We start from the raw sequence: 21,470 nt of genomic DNA on the forward strand, positions 1-21,470 counted from the left end.
GCCAGGTTCTATTTTCTGACTTTGTCTGAATTACACCGTCTGTTTCTTCTCCGTATCCATATCTTGCTTTCTTAAAAGCTGATGAAAAGCATCTCCGGCTTCCATATATGCTTCCTCGTAAAAATATTCCTGGGAATTTAAGACAGGTCCCACCATTGACAGTTTCTGATAACTGCCATCCGGCTGCTGCTCTCTGGCTTTCACATTATCGCGAAGCATCGTTGCAAACATCTTCCTGACTTTATTCTTCACCGTCTCATCATAAAGCGGCGCTGCGACCTCCACACGACGAAGTGTATTTCTCGTCATAAAATCAGCCGATGCGATATATACCTTATCCCTGTCATGCGTTCCGAAAATATAGATTCTGGAGTGTTCCAGGAAACGTCCTACAATACTTACAATATGAATATTATCGGTATCTCCCGGTATTCCACTTCTTAAGCAGTTAATGCCACGGATCACCATGTCGATCTTTACTCCGGCTCTGGATGCATCGATCAGCTTATCTATGATCTTCTTATCCGTCAGTGAATTGATCTTGATTCCGATATAGGCGGGCTTTCCTTCCTTTGCGATCTGAATCTCATTCTCGATCATGGCAAGAATCTTATTCTGGAGACATTTTGGTGCAACCAGCAGATGTTCCATATCTTCTACTACTGAACCAAGCAAAATCGCTTGAAATACCTTTGCTGCTTCTTCTCCAATTCTCTTATCTGCTGTGATCAACGACAGATCCGTATATAATCTGGAAGTCTTTTCGTTATAATTTCCGGTTCCGACCTGCGTAATATACTGAATCTCATCTCCAACCTTTCTGGTGATCAGACACAGCTTTGAATGAACCTTTAAGCCATCAATTCCATATACGACATGGCAGCCTGCATCCTCTAACGTACGGCTCCACTCAATATTATTTGCCTCGTCAAATCTCGCCTTTAATTCAACCAGTACATCGACCTGTTTGCCATTTTCAGCAGCTTCGGTCAGTGCCTCTACCACCTTGCTATTTCTTGCCAGACGGTAAAGTGTCATACGAATAGAGATAACCTCCGGATCACGGGCAGCATCCTGAAGCATCTGCAGAAATGGTTTAATGCTCTCATACGGATAGGATAATAAAACATCATGATCCAAAATCTGTGGTATGATATGTTCATTGCTCTTTAACATCGGAGATGGCTGCGGTACACGTCTCTGATAGACCAGATTTGCATCTTTTCTCAGAATATCCTCGATCTGGAACAGGAATGAAAGATCAAGCGGAGCCTGATTTAAGAATACATGTGGCTCTTCCATCTCTGCATACTCACATACCTGTTTTATCATATCTTCATTGATATCACGGGATAATTCCAGCCGTACCGGTGCAAGCTTTTTTCTGAGCTTTACGATCTGTGCCATCTTATCTCTGTAGTCAAGATCTTCATCATAGACTGCATTAAAATCAATATCCGCATTTCTCGTTACGCGGATCACAGATTTTTCCAGAACCTTATAGTCCTTATACACCTTTGGCAGGAAATGCAGGATCAGTTCCTCGACCAGCATATAGGTATCATCCTTCGTCGGAATCCGGATCAGTCTTGGAAATACAGAACTGCTGCATGGAATGATCCCTATTTTTTTCTTACCATTCCTTGTACCAAGAACAGCAAGCGCGTAGATCTCCTGTCCCTTCAAAAACGGAAATGGCTGCTTTCTTCCAACGATCATAACCGATAACAACGGTACGATCTCTTTCATGAAATATTCTTCCAGATATTTGCTCTCTGATTTTGCAAGTGCTTTAAAATCCGTCAGATGAACGCCCTCCTCACCAACCTCCTTCATAATGGAAGCATAGACGGCATCCTTTCTTTCGTTTAGTTCTGCAACTCGTTTTAAGATTGCCTCGATCTGCTCTCCCGCTGTCATATTTGTCTTGTTCTCCCGGAGTTTCTGGCTTAACAGCTTCTGATCCTCCAACGAACCGACACGCACCATAAAGAATTCATCCAGATTGCTCTGAAAGATAGACAAAAATGTCATCCGCTCGCACAATGGAACACTGGTGTCCTCGGCTTCTTCCAGCACTCGTTCATTGAATTTCAGCCATGATAATTCACGATTTTCATACAATCCGATATGATTCACCTTTTTTACCCGCTTTTCTTGCTGTATTTTCTCATTTGCCACTTCTGCATTTTTCAGATTCTTTTCTCCGTTATTCATTCTTTTTATCGCTCCTGTTATTTTCTCTTTTATGTACTGAAATATTCTTTGAATCGCCATACACCCCCTGTCAGATTACCCGTTGTTTATTGATCGTAAGCCAGAATTCCAGCCCAAGCACCTCGGCTGATTTCCTGCACAGGATCATACGTTGTAAAAAGATCTCAAAATAATCCATAACGGCACACATAGATTTATCGATCTTTAATTTCAGCTCAATATGTGAATCCCTGGTAATCTTCAGTTTGTTTTCTTTTACGGCATAGTTCACTCTGTCATGAATATCAAAGGATGAAATATCCGTATTTCTGACTCTCGAATTTCTCACATCACTTTTATCCGCGATCAGCAATGCTGCTGCAATCGGATTTACCGGAAATGCCGCCGACTCATCGTGATTGCCTATTGCTGTTATGATCGTCGCTGTATCCTCCGGATCTGCACCCATATCGTCCAATATTCGAAACGCCATGACCGCACCGGACTGCGCATGTCCTTCCCGGTTCACAACATTTCCAATATCATGCAGATACCCTGCAATACTCGCAAGCTCCGCTTCACGCTCGGAATAGCCAAGCGTCAGCAGTATCTCCCTTGCCGTCTCTGCTACACGTTCCACATGTGCAAATCCATGCTCTGTATATCCCATTGCATGTAAGGATTCGTCTGCCATCCTTATATATGTCTGAACCGCTTTGTTCTTTTTTACATCTTCAAATGTTACTTTCATACGTCATCTATCTCTCTTCTACTTCACTGTTCTTCAATTTACACCATCCCATTTTTTGCTGCTATCAACCACTTGAAATTTTTTTGTAAAATTATGGTAAAATCATTCATTTTCCATGTATTACCAGCATTCTCCAAATGATTCCCCATATTTTCAGCACTTTCGGGTCCCTCTAAAAAGCACCCGAAAATTTTACATTTCTTTCTAAGTATATGTGATCCGTTGCATTTCTATTTATGTAAAATGTATGTTTATGCAGATTCCTTCTGTATATTTTCTTCTGTATTATCTGATTTATTTTATAGTCGATACAGCGATCCATACATAAAAACAGACAGATTATAAGAACCTCAATGGGCTCTTATAACCTGTCTGTTCTCATGTTATAAACTACGCTTTGTTTTTGGCTTTTGTTTATATCTGGGGATTTTTCTCCATGATACTCATATATGCCGGACGCATGATCCGGTTATTCGTGATCAGCTCCTCGATCCTGTGTGCGCTCCATCCAACGATACGTGCAACTGCAAACATCGCTGTATAAAGCTCCATCGGGATTCCCAGCATGTCATATACAAATCCGCTGTAGAAATCCACATTTGGACTTACACCCTTGAAGATCTTGCGCTGCTTTGCGATCAGCTCCGGGGCAAGCTCCTCTATGTTCTCATACAACCTGAGATCTTTTTCCCTGCCCTTTTCATGAGCCAGCTTAACGACATAATCCTTGAACACCCGCTCTCTCGGATCTGACAAGGAATATACGGCATGTCCCATACCATAGATCAGTCCCTTATTGTCAAATGCTTCCTTGTTCAGGATCTTGCTTAAATATGCTTCTATCTCATCTTTATCTTCATAGTCTTTTATATGTCCGCGAATATTATCCATCATTTCCATAACCTTGATATTGGCACCACCATGCTTTGGTCCCTTTAAGGATGACATAGCAGCCGCCATTGTGGAATAGGTGTCCGAACCGGAGGACGTAACAACTCTTGTTGTAAAGGTTGAATTATTACCACCACCATGCTCCATATGAAGGATCAGTGCCGTATCAAGTACCTTTGCCTCTACCTTGGAATATTTCTTATCCGGACGAAGCAGCATGAGAATATTCTCAGCCGTTGACAGATTCTTTGCCGGACGATGGATGAACATACTGTCATTCTTTACATAATGATTATATGCATTATATCCATATACAGCCAGCATCGGAAATTCACTGATCAGCTGGATACACTGACGCAGAGAATTATTCACACCGGTATCCTTTGCATTCTTATCATAGGATGCAAGCGTCAGGATACTACGTGTCATGGAATTCATGATATCCTCTGTCGGCGCTTTCATGATAACATCTCTTGTAAAATTCGATGGCAGCGTACGAAGCCCACCGATGATCTTCTCAAATTCATGCTGTTCTTCTGCATTTGGCAGCTCACCCATCAACAGAAGATATGCCACCTTTTCAAACCCCAGTTCATCTTCTCCCAGACTTCCGATCAGATTCTCCACCCGATAACCCCTGTACCAGAGTTCTCCATCACAAGGTACTTTCTTGCCATTCTGCACCTTAGAGGATACAATCTTTGAAATATTCGTCAGACCGGTCAATACACCAACTCCGCGGTCATCGCGAAGTCCGCGATTTACTCCATATTCATCATATAATCTTGGTGCGATATAATCATTTTTCTCGCATATCTTTTCCTGTATTGCCACATACTCATTCATTTTCATCAGACTCATCATCGTTCTTCACCACCTGCATTTCTTCAATCTCACTCTCCATAACCGTATCCAGCTCCTTCATCAGGATCAACAGATTGATCATATTCTCTTTGCCGAATTTGTTAATTACATTTCCGTAAAAGTCCTTAATGATCGTTTCCTGCTCATGAAGCTGTTTCGCACCGGCATCCGTGATCGTTACATAAGTGCCGTCCGTACCATTTCCATCATGTGACCATTTGACATAGCCGCAATCTCTGAGATCCCTTACCGTCTTTGATGTCCTGCGAATGCTCATCTGCATCCGGACGGACAGATCAGTCAGATATGCCTTGCCGCCATAAATAGCAGAATCCCCGCTGATCGCCTCTATACTTTGCAGCGCGACATATTCCGCAACACTTAATTTAGAAAATAAATGCCGTACGGAGTCCCTGCTCATCATGTATTTTCTGTAGGTAAATTCATTCGATAATTTCGTAATATCAATTTCCTGTTCGACTTTCTGTTCCTGCATAAACAACCTCCCTTTCCGGTACACATATAAAAGCCCCTGTTATCACTCCAACGTATATTGTTTCACTGAATTGTACACAATAACAAGTATAAGTGTCCCTTTGCTCTGTCAACTCTCTGTCCCTATGTAGTTTTATTTCCTGATCTTTTTATAGATTTTTCGTATCTGTTCCAAACATGAACGGAACAATGAATGAAAAGATTTTATTGAAATAATAGATTTAAATATACTCTACTTGATATGATAAATGAAACTTCCGGCTTCTGTCAACCGACTTTATCCTTATTTAAGAACTGCGCCGAAAATTTTAGAATTATGATAGAGAGGGATGGCGGCAGACAGGAATCCATGTAAGATACACATATATAGTTTTATTTGCAAGTAGCTGCCCTTAATGAATTAAAAATGAATAAGAATATACATATTATTCCGTAAGACGCTTCCACTCGTATCCTCGTGCAGCGGTACATAAAGTTGCAAAAGACGCAACTTAAGTACCGGCCTCGGATAAGGCTTACTCCATAATAGTATATCTCTCATCCATTTTATTCATTAATGGGCAGCTCAATATAATCTATACTCTACATATGTGTATCTCATTTTATTGCCCTGTCTGCCGCCATACCCTCTATCTATAAAAAGCAGCGTTATAAAGGCACTTAGATACAAAAATAAAGATACATTATCATCATGCAGCAAGCACGTTCGGACACGAATACTTAAAGTACAAATGGAAAATAGCATTACTATTATGTAGCAAGCCTTTTCCAACGCCGGTTCTTAGTGAGTCGCCATAGGCGAGGAACTTAGTACCGTTGCGTTGGAATAGAGTGCAAACGACTTGCGTAATAATATGTAATGTATTTTCCATTTTGTTTCAAAGGCTCCCGAACGTGACTTGCGTAATAATAAATAATGTATCTTTATTTTTGTTACATAGCCTTTATAATGCTGCTTTGATCTGCTTATAGATGCCCTCTGCGTCGAGTTCATACTTATGAAGCAGGTCCTTTGCCGGGCCGGACTCACCGAAGGTATCGCGAACACCGATCCTTGTTACCTTAACCGGATTCTTCTCTGCCAGACATTCCATAACCGCTGAACCGAGTCCACCGATGATCGAATGCTCCTCTACCGTGAACACTCTGCCGGTTGCCTGTGCTGCCTTTACGACAAGTTCCTCGTCAAGCGGTTTGATCGTGTGGATATTGATCACCTGTGCATCGATACCGTCCTCTGCCAAAAACTTCGCAGCTTCTAAGCTCTCAGATACCGGAAGTCCGGTTGCTATGATCGTGATATCCTTTCCAGGCCGTAATTCTACGCCCTTGCCGATCTCAAACTTGTAGGTTATCTCATCATTAATGACCGGTACTGCCAGTCTTCCAAATCTCATATAGACAGGTCCTACATATTCATATGCTGCCTTTACGGCTGCTCTTGCTTCTACATCATCACATGGATTGATAACCACCATGCCAGGGATCTCTCTCATCAGTGCAAGATCTTCATTACACTGGTGGGTTGCTCCGTCTTCTCCTACGGAGATACCTGCGTGAGTTGCTCCGATCTTTACATTCAGATGTGGGTATCCGATACTGTTTCTTACCTGCTCAAAAGCTCTGCCTGCCGCAAACATCGCAAAGGAGCTCATAAACGGCACATATCCACAGGTTGACATTCCGGCTGCGATGCCTGCCATATTACATTCTGCGATACCACAGTCTACATGGCGTTCCGGAAATGCTTTCTTGAAGATTCCGGTCTTTGTTGCTGCTGCAAGGTCTGCATCCAGTACGATCAGGTTCTCATGTTCTTTTCCAAGCTCAACCAATGCATTACCATAGCTGTCTCTTGTTGCGATCTTCTTTACTTCTGACATAACACGTCACCTGCCTTTTCCAGTTCTTCCATTGCAATCGCATACTCCTCGTCATTCGGAGCTTTACCATGCCATCCCACATTGTTCTCCATGAAGGATACTCCCTTACCTTTTACGGTATGGGCGATGATCGCTGTCGGCATTCCCTTGGTTGCCTTTGCTTCCTTGAATGCTGCATCGATCTGATCAAAATCATTTCCGTCGATATTAATTACATGGAAATTAAATGCTTCAAACTTCTTATCGATCGGATATGGGGAACATACATCCTCAACGGTTCCGTCGATCTGAAGGTTATTATTATCTACGATCACTACAAGGTTATCCAGCTTTCTGTGACCTGCAAACATAGCAGCCTCCCAGATCTGTCCCTCCTGGATCTCTCCGTCTCCGCACAGGCAGTAGGTTCTGTATTCCTTACCGGACATCTTTGCTGCAAGTGCCATACCGACTGCTGCAGAAAGTCCCTGTCCGAGAGAACCGGATGACATGTCCACACCAGGAATGTGCTTCATATCCGGGTGTCCCTGTAAATAAGAACCGATATGACGCAGGGTCAGAAGATCCTCAACCGGGAAAAATCCTCTCTCAGCAAGGGCTGAATAGTAACCCGGTGCTGTATGTCCTTTGGATAATACAAAACGGTCTCTGTTCTCATCCTTTGGATTCTTCGGATCCACATGTAATTCCTCAAAATAAAGATAAGTAAAAATGTCTGCTGCTGAAAGTGATCCGCCCGGATGTCCTGCTTTTGCAGAATGTACGGAGGAAACAATTCCCTTACGGATGTCAACAGCCTTTTTTTGAAGGTCTAGTTTGTTCATGTCTTTCTCCATTTCGTTTTATTTTCATTTTTATAATTGTCCCAGCACTTTTCCGATCTTGTCAGCGATCAGAAGATCTGCCTGACTGTCCGTCTGTGTCGGCGACATATTAATAACTACCAGGTGTTTTCCTCTGAAATACCGAATCAGTCCGGCGGCAGGATAAACAACCAACGAGGTTCCGCCAATGATCAATGTATCTGCCTCCGAAATATACCGGATCGCATTCTCAATGTCGTCATTGTTCAGACCCTCTTCATATAATACTACATCCGGCTTAATTATTCCACCACAACTGCATTTTGGTACACCATCTGATTGAATAATATAATCCAGATCATAGAATTTGTGACATTTTGTGCAATAATTTCTATGGATCGAACCATGCAGCTCAATCACATTCTTACTTCCTGCCATCTGATGCAGGCCGTCAATATTCTGTGTTACGATCACTGCAAGTTTCCCCTGCGCTTCCAGTTCTGCAAGTTTTTTATGTGCCATATTCGGCTTTGCATCTTGATAGATCATCTTATCCTTATAGAAACGGTAAAACTCTTCCGGGTCACGCATATAGAAGCTGTGACTGATGATCGTTTCAGGTGGATATTTGTATTTCTGATTATACAATCCATCCACACTGCGGAAATCCGGAATCCCGCTCTCTGTAGAAACACCCGCTCCACCAAAGAAAACCATACGTTCCGAACCTGCAACAATTTCTTTTAACTTTGCAATTTTCTCATTCATTTGTTCCATATATCAGTCTCCCTTCTGCATAATACAGGATCAGGCAATAGCGCAACCTTCCTATTGTAGTTCTACTATTGCCTGTCCTTGCTGTGTCACGGCATTGCCGTAACTTCTATATCCACTTTACAGGTACTGTCCACTGTGTATGTATCGCTGTCTTTTATCGACAGCTCAACCGTATTTGCACCAATGGATAATGTTTCCGCATCAATCGTTATCTTCAGATCCTTCGCTGTAAGCTTGGCAACCTCATCAGAAAGCCTGATATCACAACTGTATTTCCCTCCGGAAACTGAACAGCATAATCATAGTCCGTCCGTTTATTCTCAATCGTAATATCATTGGCTGATATCGTCATTGTTCTGCTGATATTCCGTTCAATCGCTACATGGACGCTGATGCTTGTATTCTCATCTGCCAGAACAACTCCATCAGGCAAATACTTGGATATCTCGATCGTACTTTCCAGATCTTCACTGCATCCGGATACATCGATATCATCTACTGTTATCTCCATGAGATTCTGCAGCACATCTGCCGGTCCTCCAACTGTTATTTCATTCGGCACATATTCTACGTTCACTACTTTATAATTATCTGCCGGAACACCGGTTGTGTCCAGCTTTACTGCTACCGTTTTCGTCTTATAAACCGGTATAGTTACAGACACTCCGGTCACCTTGCTTTCCAGCTTCTTACCGGATACCGCGTCACCATTTGCATCATAGAAGATTGGTGTGCAGGTTGCTGTTACATCTGAAGTCCGTCCGGATACGTCCACCTGTACCTCTGCCTTCTCAATCCGTTCGATCACGCTTGCTGCTCCCTTTACCGTTATCAGATTCGGCGTAGATACCGGAATACCGGTCGTATATCCTTCTGCCGTTTCACCCTTTGTCGTAACCGTTACCGGCAGGGATGCCGTCTGTTCCTCCTCCAGTTCTACCTGGAGTACATTATCTACGATCGTAATGCTGATATTGTTATTTACAGACGATGAATTCGCTGTCACCGTAATATTTACAGCATTTGTGATCGACAATTTTGACATATCCGCAACTGCTGTAAAATCAGAAGCTCCAAGTGCATTTACAACTGAACGTCTGCCCTTTACGATGATGTCCACTGTTTCACCGGACACAATATCATACAACTGATTCTTGTCCGTAATCGCATCTGTATTGATCAGGGTAACCGGTATATCTCTGATCTGCCGTGTGGTTGAATAATCATCCACATTTAAAACTGTGACCCAGACAACAAATCCAAGGATCAATGATAAGAGTTTCCATCCCCAGTTACTGAATAATTTATCTTTCATTGCCGTCAGCCTCCTTTCTCTTATCAGAAGACTTTCCACTTTTTACATTACCTGAACTGGTCTTTTTCTCAGTACTCTTCTTTTTGCGTTTGCCATCCCTCTGCCGGCGTTCATCCTTTTTCTTTCCATCCTCCTGATTTAACAGTTCCAGATGGTTCCGGATACTTTCTGTATCCAGGTTTCGATACAGCTCGCCACCCTTTGCGATCGAGATCGAGCCGGTCTCCTCTGATACGATCAGTGTTACACTATCGGACACCTCACTGATACCTACACCTGCACGATGTCTGGTTCCCAACTCCTTGTTGATAGAGAGATTGGCTGACAATGGAAGATAACAGGTTGCTGCAACCACTCTGTTATTTCTGAGGATGACTGCACCATCATGAAGCGGTGTATTATGCTCAAATATATTAAGCAGAAGCTGGTTCGTTACAACCGCATCAACAGGGATTCCCGTATCAATATATTCACCCAGTGCGACCTTGTCTTCAATAACGATCAATGCACCTGTCCGGTTCGCTGATAAAACAGTTACTGTCTTGATCAGCTCATAAATCGTTTTGTCACTCAACTTTCTTTCATCTGCATCTTCATGCATGATATAATCAAAAAATTTCTTTCGTCCAAGTGTTTCCAGACCTCGCCGGAACTCCGGCTGGAATAAAATGATAACTGCCAGAATACCTATGCTGAACACATTTTTCAATATATACAGAATCGTATTAAACTGGAACAGGGATGCCAGAATCGTAAATAACAGGATTAGAACAATACCCTTTAACAGTGTCCATGCACGATTGCTCTTAAACCACATCAGTATCTTATAAATCACATATGAAAGGATCAGGATCTCAATAATGTCACTGATATCCGGTGTGGTAATGTAAAACCAGTCAAAATATGTTCTCATAAATGCCAGGATCTTATCCATTCGATATCTCTCCTTTCTGAATATTCCGGATATACAAAGGCTGTATCAGCCTTCCTATATGGTGGGATAAAGATATGACCTGACAAAAACGTCAGGTCATATGCAAGAATTCATTTTACCTCGTAACACCACTTACTGAATCTTCATCAGCGATATTCTGTGATACTGTATTGATCTTTTTTACGTTCTTCTGCTGTTTCGTCATAACGATCTTTGGAACAGCTTTTACATAATAATAATATTCCTCATCTTCAAACTGTGTATTCTCCACTCTTGAATAATCCACAACTGTTTTGAAGAACTGCGCTACAACCGCAATAATCACTGCACAGATCGAACCCAGCAGAATCTCTCCAATCGAGATGCTTGCATTGAGTACAACATTTCCAACCAGGAATAAGATAATCTCAAACAGACCACCAACAATAATTGCCGCATACCATGAATATTCAACCGATAATCTGTATATCACATGCGTAATAATAAGAACAACTGCAAATACAACAATCGTAAGCAGAAGATCTTTATTATCAATCAAATGCTGGAATATATATTTATAACTTTCAAGCATATTTTCTGTATCTGTTGTCTTACTCAGTTCTGCAAGATAATTGGATGCATCTAATGAAAAATAATAGAAGACAGCACCAAAAGCTAACGGAACGATCGCGATCGGTCCTACAAACATACCTGCAAGAATCGGAAGCACATACTGCATTTTAATAATGAAAAATAATGGGGCATACATGACCACCCATGTTGCTTTCGGGAAAAACCGGATATACAGGCAATACATGATAATAAATAAAACAATAAATGATATGCCTGTTTCTTTATTGCCCGAAAAATAATTCATAAATGCAACAACTCCACCAATTGCATAAGTAAGACTTTCCGGAATAAATGCACATACAACAGCAAGAAGAAAAATAACCAGTCCGCTGGATATCGTTTCATTATGTCCGCCTGTAATATGTACAATGGACCAGAACATCAGCAATGCGAGAATGAACCGGATAGCCGGTGCTACGATCCTATCGTATTTACTGCAAAAATTCTTAATTCCATCTCTGAATGTCAAAAGTGATGCCATGTTTACTTCCTCCTCTTCTTCCCTTTGGTTTTGTCCTCTTTCTCATAGAAAGCAATCAGCTTCTTCAGATCCTGATTGTACTTTATGATATGAGGCTTTGCCTTGGTGTATCTATAGGAGTATAGAAACCATGCAAGAACCATAAATACTACGCAAACAACCGCATATACTATAAGAAGTTATATGCCAGACCGAACAAATCTATATCTACAAGCTCCGTGATCAGTTTGCCCATATTGTAATAAATATAGGCCGCTACCACGATCACAAATAATATCGTTGTCGATACCAGGGTCTTCAGACAGTTGTATTTTACATAGTCTGATTTGAAATATCTGCCTTTTTCCAGATCTTCTTTTCCTGTAGATTGTTCGTACATGGCAAGTCTGGTCATCAATCTGACCTTTTCTTCGTTTACCATCTTGTTTTCTCCTACTTCTTTTCTTTCTACAAAAATCAGCTTTTGTTATTATAATCCATACGAAAAGAATAAGCAAGCATGCGCCGGAAAAAGTTTCTTAAATAGAATTAACGCCTTGATTAAAAGAATGCCATATACCGGGTAAGGCAGATAGAGATGGTGGGGTGGTTGAGACTTGCTTCATTTCCAAGAAGGGTACACATGCCCGATCCGCTCATGCTCTTGTGCAAACTCGCCCTCCGGGCTCAGACATGCACCCGCATTCGCTGGCAATGTGACCTTTCTATTCGGAAATTATGCAAATGTCTCAACCACCCCACCATCTCTATCTGCTTTACCCGGGTATATGGATAAACAGCCTTAAAAATATTTCTTGAGTTCAGCAAATACCGGTTTCAGACGATCAGCGCGAAGGTCGAAGTCCATCTCCTTGTATGACCATGCCGCACGGCCGATACCATATTTTGCAAATACTTCATGGATGGCTTTATACCATAATACAGTGTTTGCCGGATCTGCGTTTTCGATCACACCATATTCACCACAATAAAGTGCTACATTTCGCTCCTTTGCAACAGCGATCGCATCGGCAAACAGGTCTTCAAAATATGCTGAATCAAGATTGCCCTTATAATCAAGGATCGACAGCGTTCCCGCAAGTTTTGCAGGCAGGTGTGCTTTTGCATATGCACAAAAATCTTCCATGCTGCCTTTGAATTCCATATGATAATCCGCCGGCATATCATCTACCACTGTGCGCCCTGATGTGTAAAAAGAAGAGGGTCATAGCTGTGGAAATTATATATGATATGTTCATCCATCGGCATCGGAATATCTCTGACTGCCTGCACGCTGTTATGCCAGTAACCACCGATCAGAATATCAGTTGCCGGTGCATATGCACGGATACGTTCGACACACTTTGGTGCGATCTCTGCCCATACGGCACCATCTTCTTTATCTACTACCTCATTTAATAATTCAAATGCAACTTTATCTCCATATCCGCCAAAGCGCTTTGCAAATTCTTCCCATAATCTGTAGAAGCGTTCCTGAAGAGCTTCGTTTCCAAAAAATCCACTCTGTTTTTCTCCCGGATCAAAAGAATAACCGGCGGTCTTATGCAGGTCAAGAATCATATTGAAACCATATTTATGTCCGAGTTCCAGTGCACGTTTGATCCGTGCAAAACCTTCTTCCTTATACTGTCCGTCTTCTGTCTCTACCAGATTATAATCCACCGGCAGTCTGAGATGATCCAGTCCCCAGCTTGTAAGCTCTTTAAAATCATCTTCCGTAATAAAATTATTGAATCTGTCCTCGGAATAATCACATTGGGAAAACCAGCCTCCCAGATTAACACCCTTCTGATACCCTTTCCATGTCTTCATATGCATGATCTCCTTTTCATTTAGCAAATAATAAATTTGTAATTGTTATTTTCTGAATTTATGATACTATAAATGCATATGTAGGGAATATAATATATCCGATTTTTATATCGCATAGCTGACCTCATTGTTCTGATTGTATTTTTAGAGATGGACAATCCGTTCATTTGATAAAATAATGCCTATATGCAAATATTTTTATAGCTGTATATTATATGAAAGGAGTATTTCCATGAATAAAGAATTACAGAAACTGTTATTAGCGCAGCAGGAGGAACAGTCTTATCACCTGCCGATGGAGGCAGAGTATTCATTTTACCGGCGGATCGCAAATGGGGATATGGAGCTGCTGAAGCTAAATATGAATGCAGATACCATGGAAGGCATGGGAAAGCTGTCTTCATCCCCACTGCAGAACAAAAAGTACCATCTGGTCATTCTGACTGCCATGATCACACGTTTCTGTATCGAGGCCGGGTTGGATCCGGAACAGGCCTATACTTTAAGTGATATGCATATCCGAAAAATCGACGCATGTCTGACACCGGAACAACTGAATCCGCGAAAAGGAGCTGTTGTGAAGGATTTTGTACTTGCCATGCACGAGCTTCATAACAGTCCCGGACTGTCTTATCATGTCATGCAGGCCGTCTCCTACATCAACAACCATATCACAGAACCGATCCGGGTATCGGATGTCGCCGATGCAGTGAAGCTCCACCCGGACTATATGACCCGTCTGTTCAAAAAAGATATGAACTGCAGTCTCTCACAATATATCATAAAAGAAAAATGCAGGACGGCTCGCTACATGCTGTTAAACAGCCAGGCGAGCTGTACAGAAATCAGTTCATTTCTGTATTTTGCGTCCTGCAGTCATTTTGTAAATTGTTTTAAAAAAGAATATGGCCTGACACCGAATGCCTACCGCAAACAGATGGGTGGTCTGTCAAATGAGCGAAGCGATGCGTTCTAATACAACAGCAACGCCGTCTTCATTATTTGACAGAGTCTCATTCATGGGAATACCAAGCATCACCGCAAGTGTCTGAAGTCCTGCTGCTTTAGTTGCATCTGACCGGTTAAATTCAAGGTTATCACAGCCACCATCTACAGCATGGACACCCGGCCTTGTATTCAGATATTCTCTGGTTTCATCCCAACCGATCAGAATGCCATCCTCAGAGGAAGAAAAGAGAATGGCTCCTTTCTGAACATCGCGGGATTCTTTTCTAACATATCCTGCCAGATCATCCACCAGATGCATAATAGATATCTAACGCTTCCAGATCTCTGTATTCGCTGATCTCTGTGAAATCTGCATTTGTCATACCGAGTTCTTCACCTTCATATACATAAGGAGTTCCCTGCATCATATGAAGACAGGTTCCAAGCATCTTGGCTGAGATCACACGGTATTTCTCAGAATCATTTCCGAATCTGGAAACGGCTCTTGCCTGATCGTGGTTACTCCAGTACAGACTGTTCCAGCCGTCATTTTCATACATCTTATCCTGCCATTCGGTCATGACACGTTTCAGAACATCAAAATCGGATAAGACTTTCCTATTCATCTCATGTAAAAATTCATGCACTCTCGGACCGTTTGCACAGCCTGCATAATAGCTTCCATACTGCTTGTTCTGGATGACCGGGCCATCCGGGAAAGACTGATCCTTTGAAATCAGGAAAATAACATTCATACGGAATCCATCAACACCCTTTTCAAACCAGAATCGCATCATCTCATATACAGAATTACGAACCTCAGGATTCTCCCAGTTCAGATCCGGCTGCTCTTTTGCGAAACAGTGCAGATAATACTGGTCAACTTCTTCTACATATTCCCATGCAGGGTCGCCGAAGGATGATCCCCAGTTATTTGGAAGCTCATCACCGTTTCTGTCTTTCCAGATATAGTAATCATGATATTTATTGTCTCTGGATTTCTTTGCCTCTTTAAACCATTCATGCTGATCGGATGTATGATTTACAACCAGATCTAGTAGGATCTTCAAGCCCAGTTCATGTGCTCTTGCAAGCAGGGGTTCAAAATCTGCCATTGTTCCAAGGCTTGGATCTATATCTTTGTATCTGCGATATCATATCCGTTATCCACCTGTGGAGATACTCATCGAAATCATCTCCCTCTGCTTCATATGTTCCTGCTCCGGCAACTGCTGTAGCTGCAGGGGCATTTGCTTTTTCAGTTCACTTGTGAAATACCAAAATGCTGCTGCAAATCCTACGATCGCAATACCGAGCACCGGTACGGAAAGGTATGCGGAAAGGACAAATCCGATCAGCACGAATGGAAGAAATTTCTTGATCGGCATGTAACGCATCAGCATACCGATACCGACAACAGGAAGGATACCTGCTGCGATGGAAAGACCATCCGTTACCCATTCCGGAATTACCTTTAAAATGAAGTTGACTACATTTGCACCAAAGATTACAACAATAAGCGTCGGAAGTGCTGTCTGTAAGGAACAGAGCAGCGGCCCGCACCATGCAAGGCGGTTCATGCTCTTCCATTTGCCTGCATTGTTATCATTCTGCATACGATGAGCAACAAAGTTGTCATCAATAAATATATATTTTGTACCAGGTCCACTTCCTATTTTTCTCAAAATATCATTCTGAATCATTTTATCTAGCAACTTACATGCACCTGCTCGTGTTTTATATTCACACAGTTCCATTGCCTGTTGTGTTGAAATACTATCATGGTTTTTAAGATAATGCATTACTCGTTGCTCTTTATTCATATTGCGTATTTCATCTGCTTCTGTTGCTGCACATGGAGAAAAAGCAAAAAAAACAAGCAGAACTTGCCGGCAGAGAATCAGGTTATACACTGACTTGGAATGACAATAAAGGACGATTTATCTGTAAAAAAAACGGCTCCAAATTGAATAATGGCTGGAGTTTCGATTCATCGAAAAGAATCGCCTATTGCACCGGAAAAATGGTTATTTGTATGCCAAAATCAAAGACGGCAAATACTACACATATACTGCTAACAATAAAAAAACATCTTCAAAAGTATTCAAAAACAAGAAAAATACCATCATTCGGCTACATAAGAAAAATTTCTATGTAGGGGCTAACGGTCTTATTAACCTAAACAAAGGCTGGAAATTAAATAATAACGGATTATATACTTACTATGTTAAAAAAAACGGTACTGTTTCTGTAAAAATAACAAATGGTAAATTTAGAGTCTGGAACGGAAATAACACTAGATGGGATAAGAAAGATTTAAAGAAATATAAGGGAAAAATTTATACCTATAATGAAAAATCTTTTTTCGTGAATACGAACGGAAACATTTCAAGAGCAATGGGTTGGCAGGGGTCTTATTTCATCGACAATGATGGATGTGTAAAGTATTATGATGACGGAAGCACTTCTTACCGGATCACAAAAAATGGTGACATCAAGGCGTTGAAAGATGGCTGGAACGATGATGTTTATGTAAAAAATGGAAAGATACAGCGGTCAACAATCGTTAAATCAAGTGGCTGCAATTATTTTGTAGATAAAAATGGTAGCAGACAGGATTTTAAAGTGAAGAATAATCAGATTGTAAGGCCCGATAATAGTATGGCGGTTTCATCCGGGATCTATGCTGCAGCCGGAAAAAAATATCCGGTTGATAACAAGGGGAAGATCCAGAAAAACAGCACTGTGTTTATCAAGAATAAGGCTTATGAAACTGTGAGTGACGGATCTTTGTCTAAACAGCCGGCGAATCATGTTCATTTATGGAAGGCGGGTTCTGTAACAGAACAGATTGATCATAAAGCCAAGACAAAGGAAGTTCAGATCCCGGTCAAAGAGTGGGACAAAGAAGTGTGGTCAGAGGATATAAAATATATTTGCAAAAAGTGTGGGAAGTATTACGATACACCAGAGGAATGGAATAAGCACTCCAGCGAAACCAATCATGGAAATTATGAACCTGCCAAGGTCCTCCTTGATACCATCCATCATCCAACCGCAGATGAACCAAAGTATGAAAATACGACTGTTATAACGGAGAAAGCCTGGTCTGAATATTATCAGGATTATACCTGTCGGGTTTGTGGAGAAAAAATGAAAGAAAGAAATATACGAGGGAACCCTACAAAGGGAGAATATAATGGATTATTGATTCCGAGCAAGAGTGGATATATAATCAATGCGTATGGAGAAAAAAATGAGCGTTTCTGCTAATATGGCTTATCCTGCTAGTATATATAATGGAAAACAGATAACAAGCGAACAATCATTATCAAAATACGGATTTTGTTATCTTGGAGAAGAAAGTAAATCAGACAATATCCTTCTCCCAGATACTTACCTGCAGTTGCTTAAAGACCATAATATTCAGTAAACTATTTACTAGATAATAAGAAATAGAAAAACTAACTTGACAAATTCTTAATTAAGGTATTATCCTAAAGATACCCTAATCCGTATGCTACAAGTATACGAAATCCTTGGTCAAGAATCCAGAAAAGAGCAAGGAATCAAACAAACGGGGCGGAATCCTCAATTTCCGCCTCGTTCTTTATCTATTTATGTAAATATTCCACTATTGGAAAATAAAATCATTAGAAAAATTTGAATTGCAGGATTCATAAGCAATAATATATCATTAATAATTATAAAAAATTATTACAATATAATATTAAATAATTAATAATAAACGCATTGACAGTCTGACTTCACTAGATAAGATATGGTAAAGAAAGATGGATCAGGAGATTGGGTTCATTGACATTACTATCTGGATATTTTATAATAAATATGTTAATAAATTCATTTGATCCTATTATAGGATGGGCGGAGAGTATATCTTTCCGCCTTTTTTTTACCAAAGTTAAAGCCCGAATCAAATACCGTAATCTTTTGGTTTTCAATATCCCGTAAATGGGGAAAGTGAGATAGGGAGAAAATTGGAGTAAAAAATCATTATTTATAATATTAAATGATTAATAATAATGCATTGTGTCAAGTATAAGTATACTCCCCTACAAACCAACGCATAGGCACATAAATTTATATATTTCTTAACCAGCAACGAATTGACTGTCCAAAATACAAATGTTTATAATAAAGTATGTCCTTTGAATACCACCCTGGTACGCATTCCTCGCGACCGGGGTGTTGTTATTTTATTAACGACGCGGACTGCGGCTGCGATCAGCTTCTTATAGCCGCCGCTTAAAAATTCGGTTGGCATTTTCTTCAGGCAGTATACGGCCAGCACTGCCATGATGGCTGCCGGGAGGATCCGTCCGAGATACCGGATCTTCTCATAGATCTGTTTTCTCTTTTATATTAATTTAGAATATATATTCTACTGGCACTTTACCGAAAACCATAAGTAAAATTTTGAGATTTTTTCAAAATATTTACCGGAAAAATATTTACAGATTGTCTTTATAAGCATCCACTTACCAAAAGTTACATCAAACCATACAAGTTATTACATCAACGGTTTTTATACCATTATTTCTGGTATGGTGGTTTTGTTGACAAATCAGGTACCGGAAATTGAGAGGAATAACCAATGTATAATCATACGGAAGGCAACAATAATGTCACACCTACCACTCCATGTAAATCCACGTCAGTAGATATTCGTCAAATTTTCCCAATTCGGAAAAAAGATGACTTTCTAAAAGATTTGCAAAAAGATGTCAATACCTTTAGCAAATATCTGGATTTGAACAATGAATGGCGAAATCGATTTGAAGATTTTATGGAAGGAAATAAATCTCTTCCTTTAACCTATGATCCATTCTTTAAAGCAATGTTTAACCCTGATATCTATCCTGGACGACTATCTCATTTGCTTAGCAGCATCATAGGAATTAATGTTACAGTTCAAAGCGTTCTATCGCAGGAAAACCGTTTACTGCCAACTTCACCATTATTAATTATGGATATCATCGTACAGTTGGAAGATGGCTCTATTGCAAATGTGGAGATTCAGAAAATACATTATGCATTTTCAGGCGAGCGCATGTCTTGTTATTCGTCCGATCTTCTTCTCCGTCAATATACACGAGTCAAGGGAGAAAAAGGAGATCAATTCACCTATCACGATATCAAGACTGTATATACGATCGTCATGTTTGAAGACAGTCCACCTGAATGCAAATCTTCTGATATTTTTATACATCATGGAAAAACAATTTTTAATACAGGCATTGATCTTCATCTCTTACAGGAATACTATGTTATCGCCCTTGACGTATTTAAGAATAACAAGTATGCTAAAGAAAAGACAGAACTTAATGCATGGTTATCTCTGCTAACAGCTAATTCTATAGATGACCTTGCTACACTAATATCCGACTATCCCTGGATGGAAAAGATCTGTTGGGATATGTCCGAATACTTATATCGTCCAAAGGAGGTTATCGGTATGTATTCACAAGCCTTAGCAAAAGCAGATGAAAATACTGTTAATTTTATGATTGAACAGATGAAGAAAGCGTTGGAAGAAAAAGATGCTGCTTTGTCTGAAAAAGACGCTGCTTTGTCTGAAAAAGACGCCGCTTTGTCTGAAAAGGACGCCGAAATTGCTACATTACAGGCTAAGCTTGCTGCACTAGAACACTAACGCATAAGTCGCGTTTTTAAATTTTCTGTTTTAATAAATTTGTAATCATTACATGGCTTAAAGTGTCAGATTAAATTGAATTTTTTATCTGACACTTTCATGCCAGCTTTTTATACAAATATGCACATCAAATCCTATGCTTTTTCTACGACAATTAATCTTGAATCTCTCAATTTCATTCCATATGACCACTTTGTCTTTTCCAATATCCCGGCGAAACAAAGATAATACTTTGCTGCATCCTTTTTTTCTATCGGAACATCTGCCAAATCATTTATCAAATAATTATATACATATGGCGATATAATTATTTCACAAATTTGTTTTTTATTATTCGGACTAAGCACCTTCAGATAATACATTTTCACTTCATTTTTATTTTTGGGGATATATTTAACAATATACAAATAACATTGACCGTAATAAATTTTCTGTTCATCCAAATCAATTTCCAGATTCCCACAATTAAAATTTTTGTGTGGTAAATATTTATTTTTTCCTTCTTTTCCTGTTATGTCACAAAAATTTCTTCTCGTTCCATTTCCTTTATAATCAATATTTTTTCTATTGTTTATTTTAGTTCTTTCCTTTTTTAACATTTTATTTATACAGCTCACTAAGCGATTATTTATGTCATCGTTATTTAAATCACTATAAAAACTACATACCTCTTTTTTTGTTGCTTTATCATATCGATACGAACAATCGGCGGTATGCTTTTCCATATTCGATCCAGAAACCTTAAAATATCTTAATTTGTTGCCATGCGCAACTGTCAGTGGTGCTGATTTACATAATGGACAAAATATGTGCCCATCATATGTTCTCATCGCCGCATTCTTATTTTCATCATATAAGTTCCAATAGGTATCTGCGGGGTAATTTCTGTCATTTTCAAAATAAAATTCTTCGTATTTTGTTTTCATTTGCTTTCTTCCTTTTCTTAATTATTTTTAAATCTCTAGAGATTCCATATATATTCTACTGTTGATTTGATTTAAATTATAAGGAGAAAATTAATTTTTTTGATTTTT

General features: G+C 40.1%; 21 protein-coding genes. 3 read left to right on the top strand and 18 right to left on the bottom strand.

Going from position 1 to position 21,470, the window contains the following annotated elements; genetic code table 11:
- Nucleotides 1–30: 30 nt before the first annotated feature.
- The 13 genes from ppk1 to DW959_RS14635 all read right to left on the bottom strand — a co-directional run bounded on the left by ppk1 (nucleotide 31) and on the right by DW959_RS14635 (nucleotide 13,814).
- On the bottom strand, nucleotides 31–2,217 hold the full coding sequence (gene ppk1 / locus DW959_RS10020) for a polyphosphate kinase 1 (RefSeq protein WP_309295074.1): 2,187 nt from the start codon (nucleotides 2,215–2,217) through the stop codon (nucleotides 31–33).
- Between the two features lie 70 nt (nucleotides 2,218–2,287).
- Entirely contained in the window at nucleotides 2,288–2,947 is a 660-nt protein-coding gene (locus DW959_RS10025) for an HD domain-containing protein (protein WP_118616050.1), read from the bottom strand.
- Between the two features lie 414 nt (nucleotides 2,948–3,361).
- On the bottom strand, nucleotides 3,362–4,699 hold the full coding sequence (locus DW959_RS10030) for a citrate/2-methylcitrate synthase (protein ID WP_347465503.1): 1,338 nt from the start codon (nucleotides 4,697–4,699) through the stop codon (nucleotides 3,362–3,364).
- Nucleotides 4,677–5,198 carry a MarR family winged helix-turn-helix transcriptional regulator gene (locus tag DW959_RS10035; protein WP_117808847.1) on the bottom strand — a complete coding sequence of 174 codons (522 nt, stop codon included), beginning with the start codon at nucleotides 5,196–5,198 and terminating at the stop codon, nucleotides 4,677–4,679. Before DW959_RS10035 ends, DW959_RS10030 begins: the two co-directional genes overlap by 23 nt.
- A 943-nt stretch (nucleotides 5,199–6,141) precedes the next feature.
- Nucleotides 6,142–7,080: a transketolase family protein gene (locus DW959_RS10040; protein ID WP_117822981.1), complete on the bottom strand. Its 939-nt coding sequence runs from the start codon at nucleotides 7,078–7,080 to the stop codon at nucleotides 6,142–6,144.
- Nucleotides 7,068–7,904, bottom strand: a complete 837-nt coding sequence (locus DW959_RS10045) for a transketolase (protein ID WP_117808845.1) — start codon at nucleotides 7,902–7,904, stop codon at nucleotides 7,068–7,070. The genes DW959_RS10040 and DW959_RS10045 overlap by 13 nt, the downstream gene beginning before the upstream one ends.
- A gap of 30 nt (nucleotides 7,905–7,934) precedes the next feature.
- Entirely contained in the window at nucleotides 7,935–8,651 is a 717-nt protein-coding gene (locus DW959_RS10050; protein WP_117808855.1) for an NAD-dependent protein deacylase, read from the bottom strand.
- Between the two features lie 223 nt (nucleotides 8,652–8,874).
- Nucleotides 8,875–9,975 carry a CdaR family protein gene (locus DW959_RS10055; protein WP_118616052.1) on the bottom strand — a complete coding sequence of 367 codons (1,101 nt, stop codon included), beginning with the start codon at nucleotides 9,973–9,975 and terminating at the stop codon, nucleotides 8,875–8,877.
- Complete coding sequence (cdaA, locus tag DW959_RS10060; protein WP_118616054.1) at nucleotides 9,965–10,909, bottom strand: diadenylate cyclase CdaA; 945 nt, start codon at nucleotides 10,907–10,909, stop codon at nucleotides 9,965–9,967. Before cdaA ends, DW959_RS10055 begins: the two co-directional genes overlap by 11 nt.
- 115 nt (nucleotides 10,910–11,024) lie before the next feature.
- Entirely contained in the window at nucleotides 11,025–12,002 is a 978-nt protein-coding gene (locus tag DW959_RS10065; protein WP_117808842.1) for a hypothetical protein, read from the bottom strand.
- A gap of 169 nt (nucleotides 12,003–12,171) precedes the next feature.
- Nucleotides 12,172–12,423, bottom strand: a complete 252-nt coding sequence (locus tag DW959_RS14625) for a hypothetical protein (RefSeq protein WP_243013720.1) — start codon at nucleotides 12,421–12,423, stop codon at nucleotides 12,172–12,174.
- A gap of 360 nt (nucleotides 12,424–12,783) precedes the next feature.
- On the bottom strand, nucleotides 12,784–13,176 hold the full coding sequence (locus DW959_RS14630; RefSeq protein WP_243015404.1) for a hypothetical protein: 393 nt from the start codon (nucleotides 13,174–13,176) through the stop codon (nucleotides 12,784–12,786).
- Nucleotides 13,170–13,814 carry a cellulase family glycosylhydrolase gene (locus DW959_RS14635; protein ID WP_243015405.1) on the bottom strand — a complete coding sequence of 215 codons (645 nt, stop codon included), beginning with the start codon at nucleotides 13,812–13,814 and terminating at the stop codon, nucleotides 13,170–13,172. Before DW959_RS14635 ends, DW959_RS14630 begins: the two co-directional genes overlap by 7 nt.
- 232 nt (nucleotides 13,815–14,046) lie before the next feature.
- Here DW959_RS14635 and DW959_RS10080 point away from each other — a divergent pair, with 232 nt between their 5' ends.
- Nucleotides 14,047–14,790 carry an AraC family transcriptional regulator gene (locus tag DW959_RS10080; protein WP_173783654.1) on the top strand — a complete coding sequence of 248 codons (744 nt, stop codon included), beginning with the start codon at nucleotides 14,047–14,049 and terminating at the stop codon, nucleotides 14,788–14,790.
- Here DW959_RS10080 and DW959_RS10085 read toward each other — a convergent pair.
- Genes DW959_RS10085 through DW959_RS10095 form a run of 3 tightly spaced genes read right to left on the bottom strand, consistent with a single transcriptional unit; the run spans nucleotide 14,764 to nucleotide 16,477 of the window.
- Complete coding sequence (locus DW959_RS10085) at nucleotides 14,764–15,081, bottom strand: hypothetical protein (RefSeq protein ID WP_117822987.1); 318 nt, start codon at nucleotides 15,079–15,081, stop codon at nucleotides 14,764–14,766. The genes DW959_RS10080 and DW959_RS10085 overlap by 27 nt on opposite strands.
- On the bottom strand, nucleotides 15,065–15,877 hold the full coding sequence (locus DW959_RS10090; RefSeq protein WP_118616056.1) for an alpha-amylase family glycosyl hydrolase: 813 nt from the start codon (nucleotides 15,875–15,877) through the stop codon (nucleotides 15,065–15,067). Before DW959_RS10090 ends, DW959_RS10085 begins: the two co-directional genes overlap by 17 nt.
- Nucleotides 15,878–15,925: 48 nt before the next feature.
- Nucleotides 15,926–16,477, bottom strand: a complete 552-nt coding sequence (locus tag DW959_RS10095; RefSeq protein WP_330584345.1) for a PTS sugar transporter subunit IIC — start codon at nucleotides 16,475–16,477, stop codon at nucleotides 15,926–15,928.
- Nucleotides 16,478–17,159: 682 nt separating this feature from the next.
- Between DW959_RS10095 and DW959_RS10100 the strand changes: the two genes are divergently transcribed.
- Nucleotides 17,160–18,035 (top strand): hypothetical protein, encoded by an 876-nt coding sequence (locus DW959_RS10100; protein ID WP_147353081.1) that lies wholly within the window; start codon nucleotides 17,160–17,162, stop codon nucleotides 18,033–18,035.
- 877 nt (nucleotides 18,036–18,912) lie between these two features.
- Here DW959_RS10100 and DW959_RS10105 read toward each other — a convergent pair.
- Entirely contained in the window at nucleotides 18,913–19,128 is a 216-nt protein-coding gene (locus DW959_RS10105; RefSeq protein WP_117808832.1) for an AzlD domain-containing protein, read from the bottom strand.
- A gap of 249 nt (nucleotides 19,129–19,377) precedes the next feature.
- On the opposite strand from DW959_RS10105, the gene DW959_RS10110 reads away from it, so the two are divergent.
- Entirely contained in the window at nucleotides 19,378–20,436 is a 1,059-nt protein-coding gene (locus tag DW959_RS10110) for a PD-(D/E)XK nuclease family transposase (RefSeq protein ID WP_117808831.1), read from the top strand.
- Between the two features lie 134 nt (nucleotides 20,437–20,570).
- Here DW959_RS10110 and DW959_RS14215 read toward each other — a convergent pair whose 3' ends face one another.
- Nucleotides 20,571–21,362, bottom strand: coding sequence for a hypothetical protein (locus tag DW959_RS14215; RefSeq protein WP_173783652.1), 792 nt, complete (start codon nucleotides 21,360–21,362; stop codon nucleotides 20,571–20,573).
- Between the last annotated feature and the right edge of the window lie 108 nt (nucleotides 21,363–21,470).

It is taken from the genome of Clostridium sp. AM46-21 (assembly GCF_003480025.1).
GTDB classification, from domain to species: Bacteria; Bacillota; Clostridia; order Lachnospirales; family Lachnospiraceae; genus Coprococcus; species Coprococcus ammoniilyticus.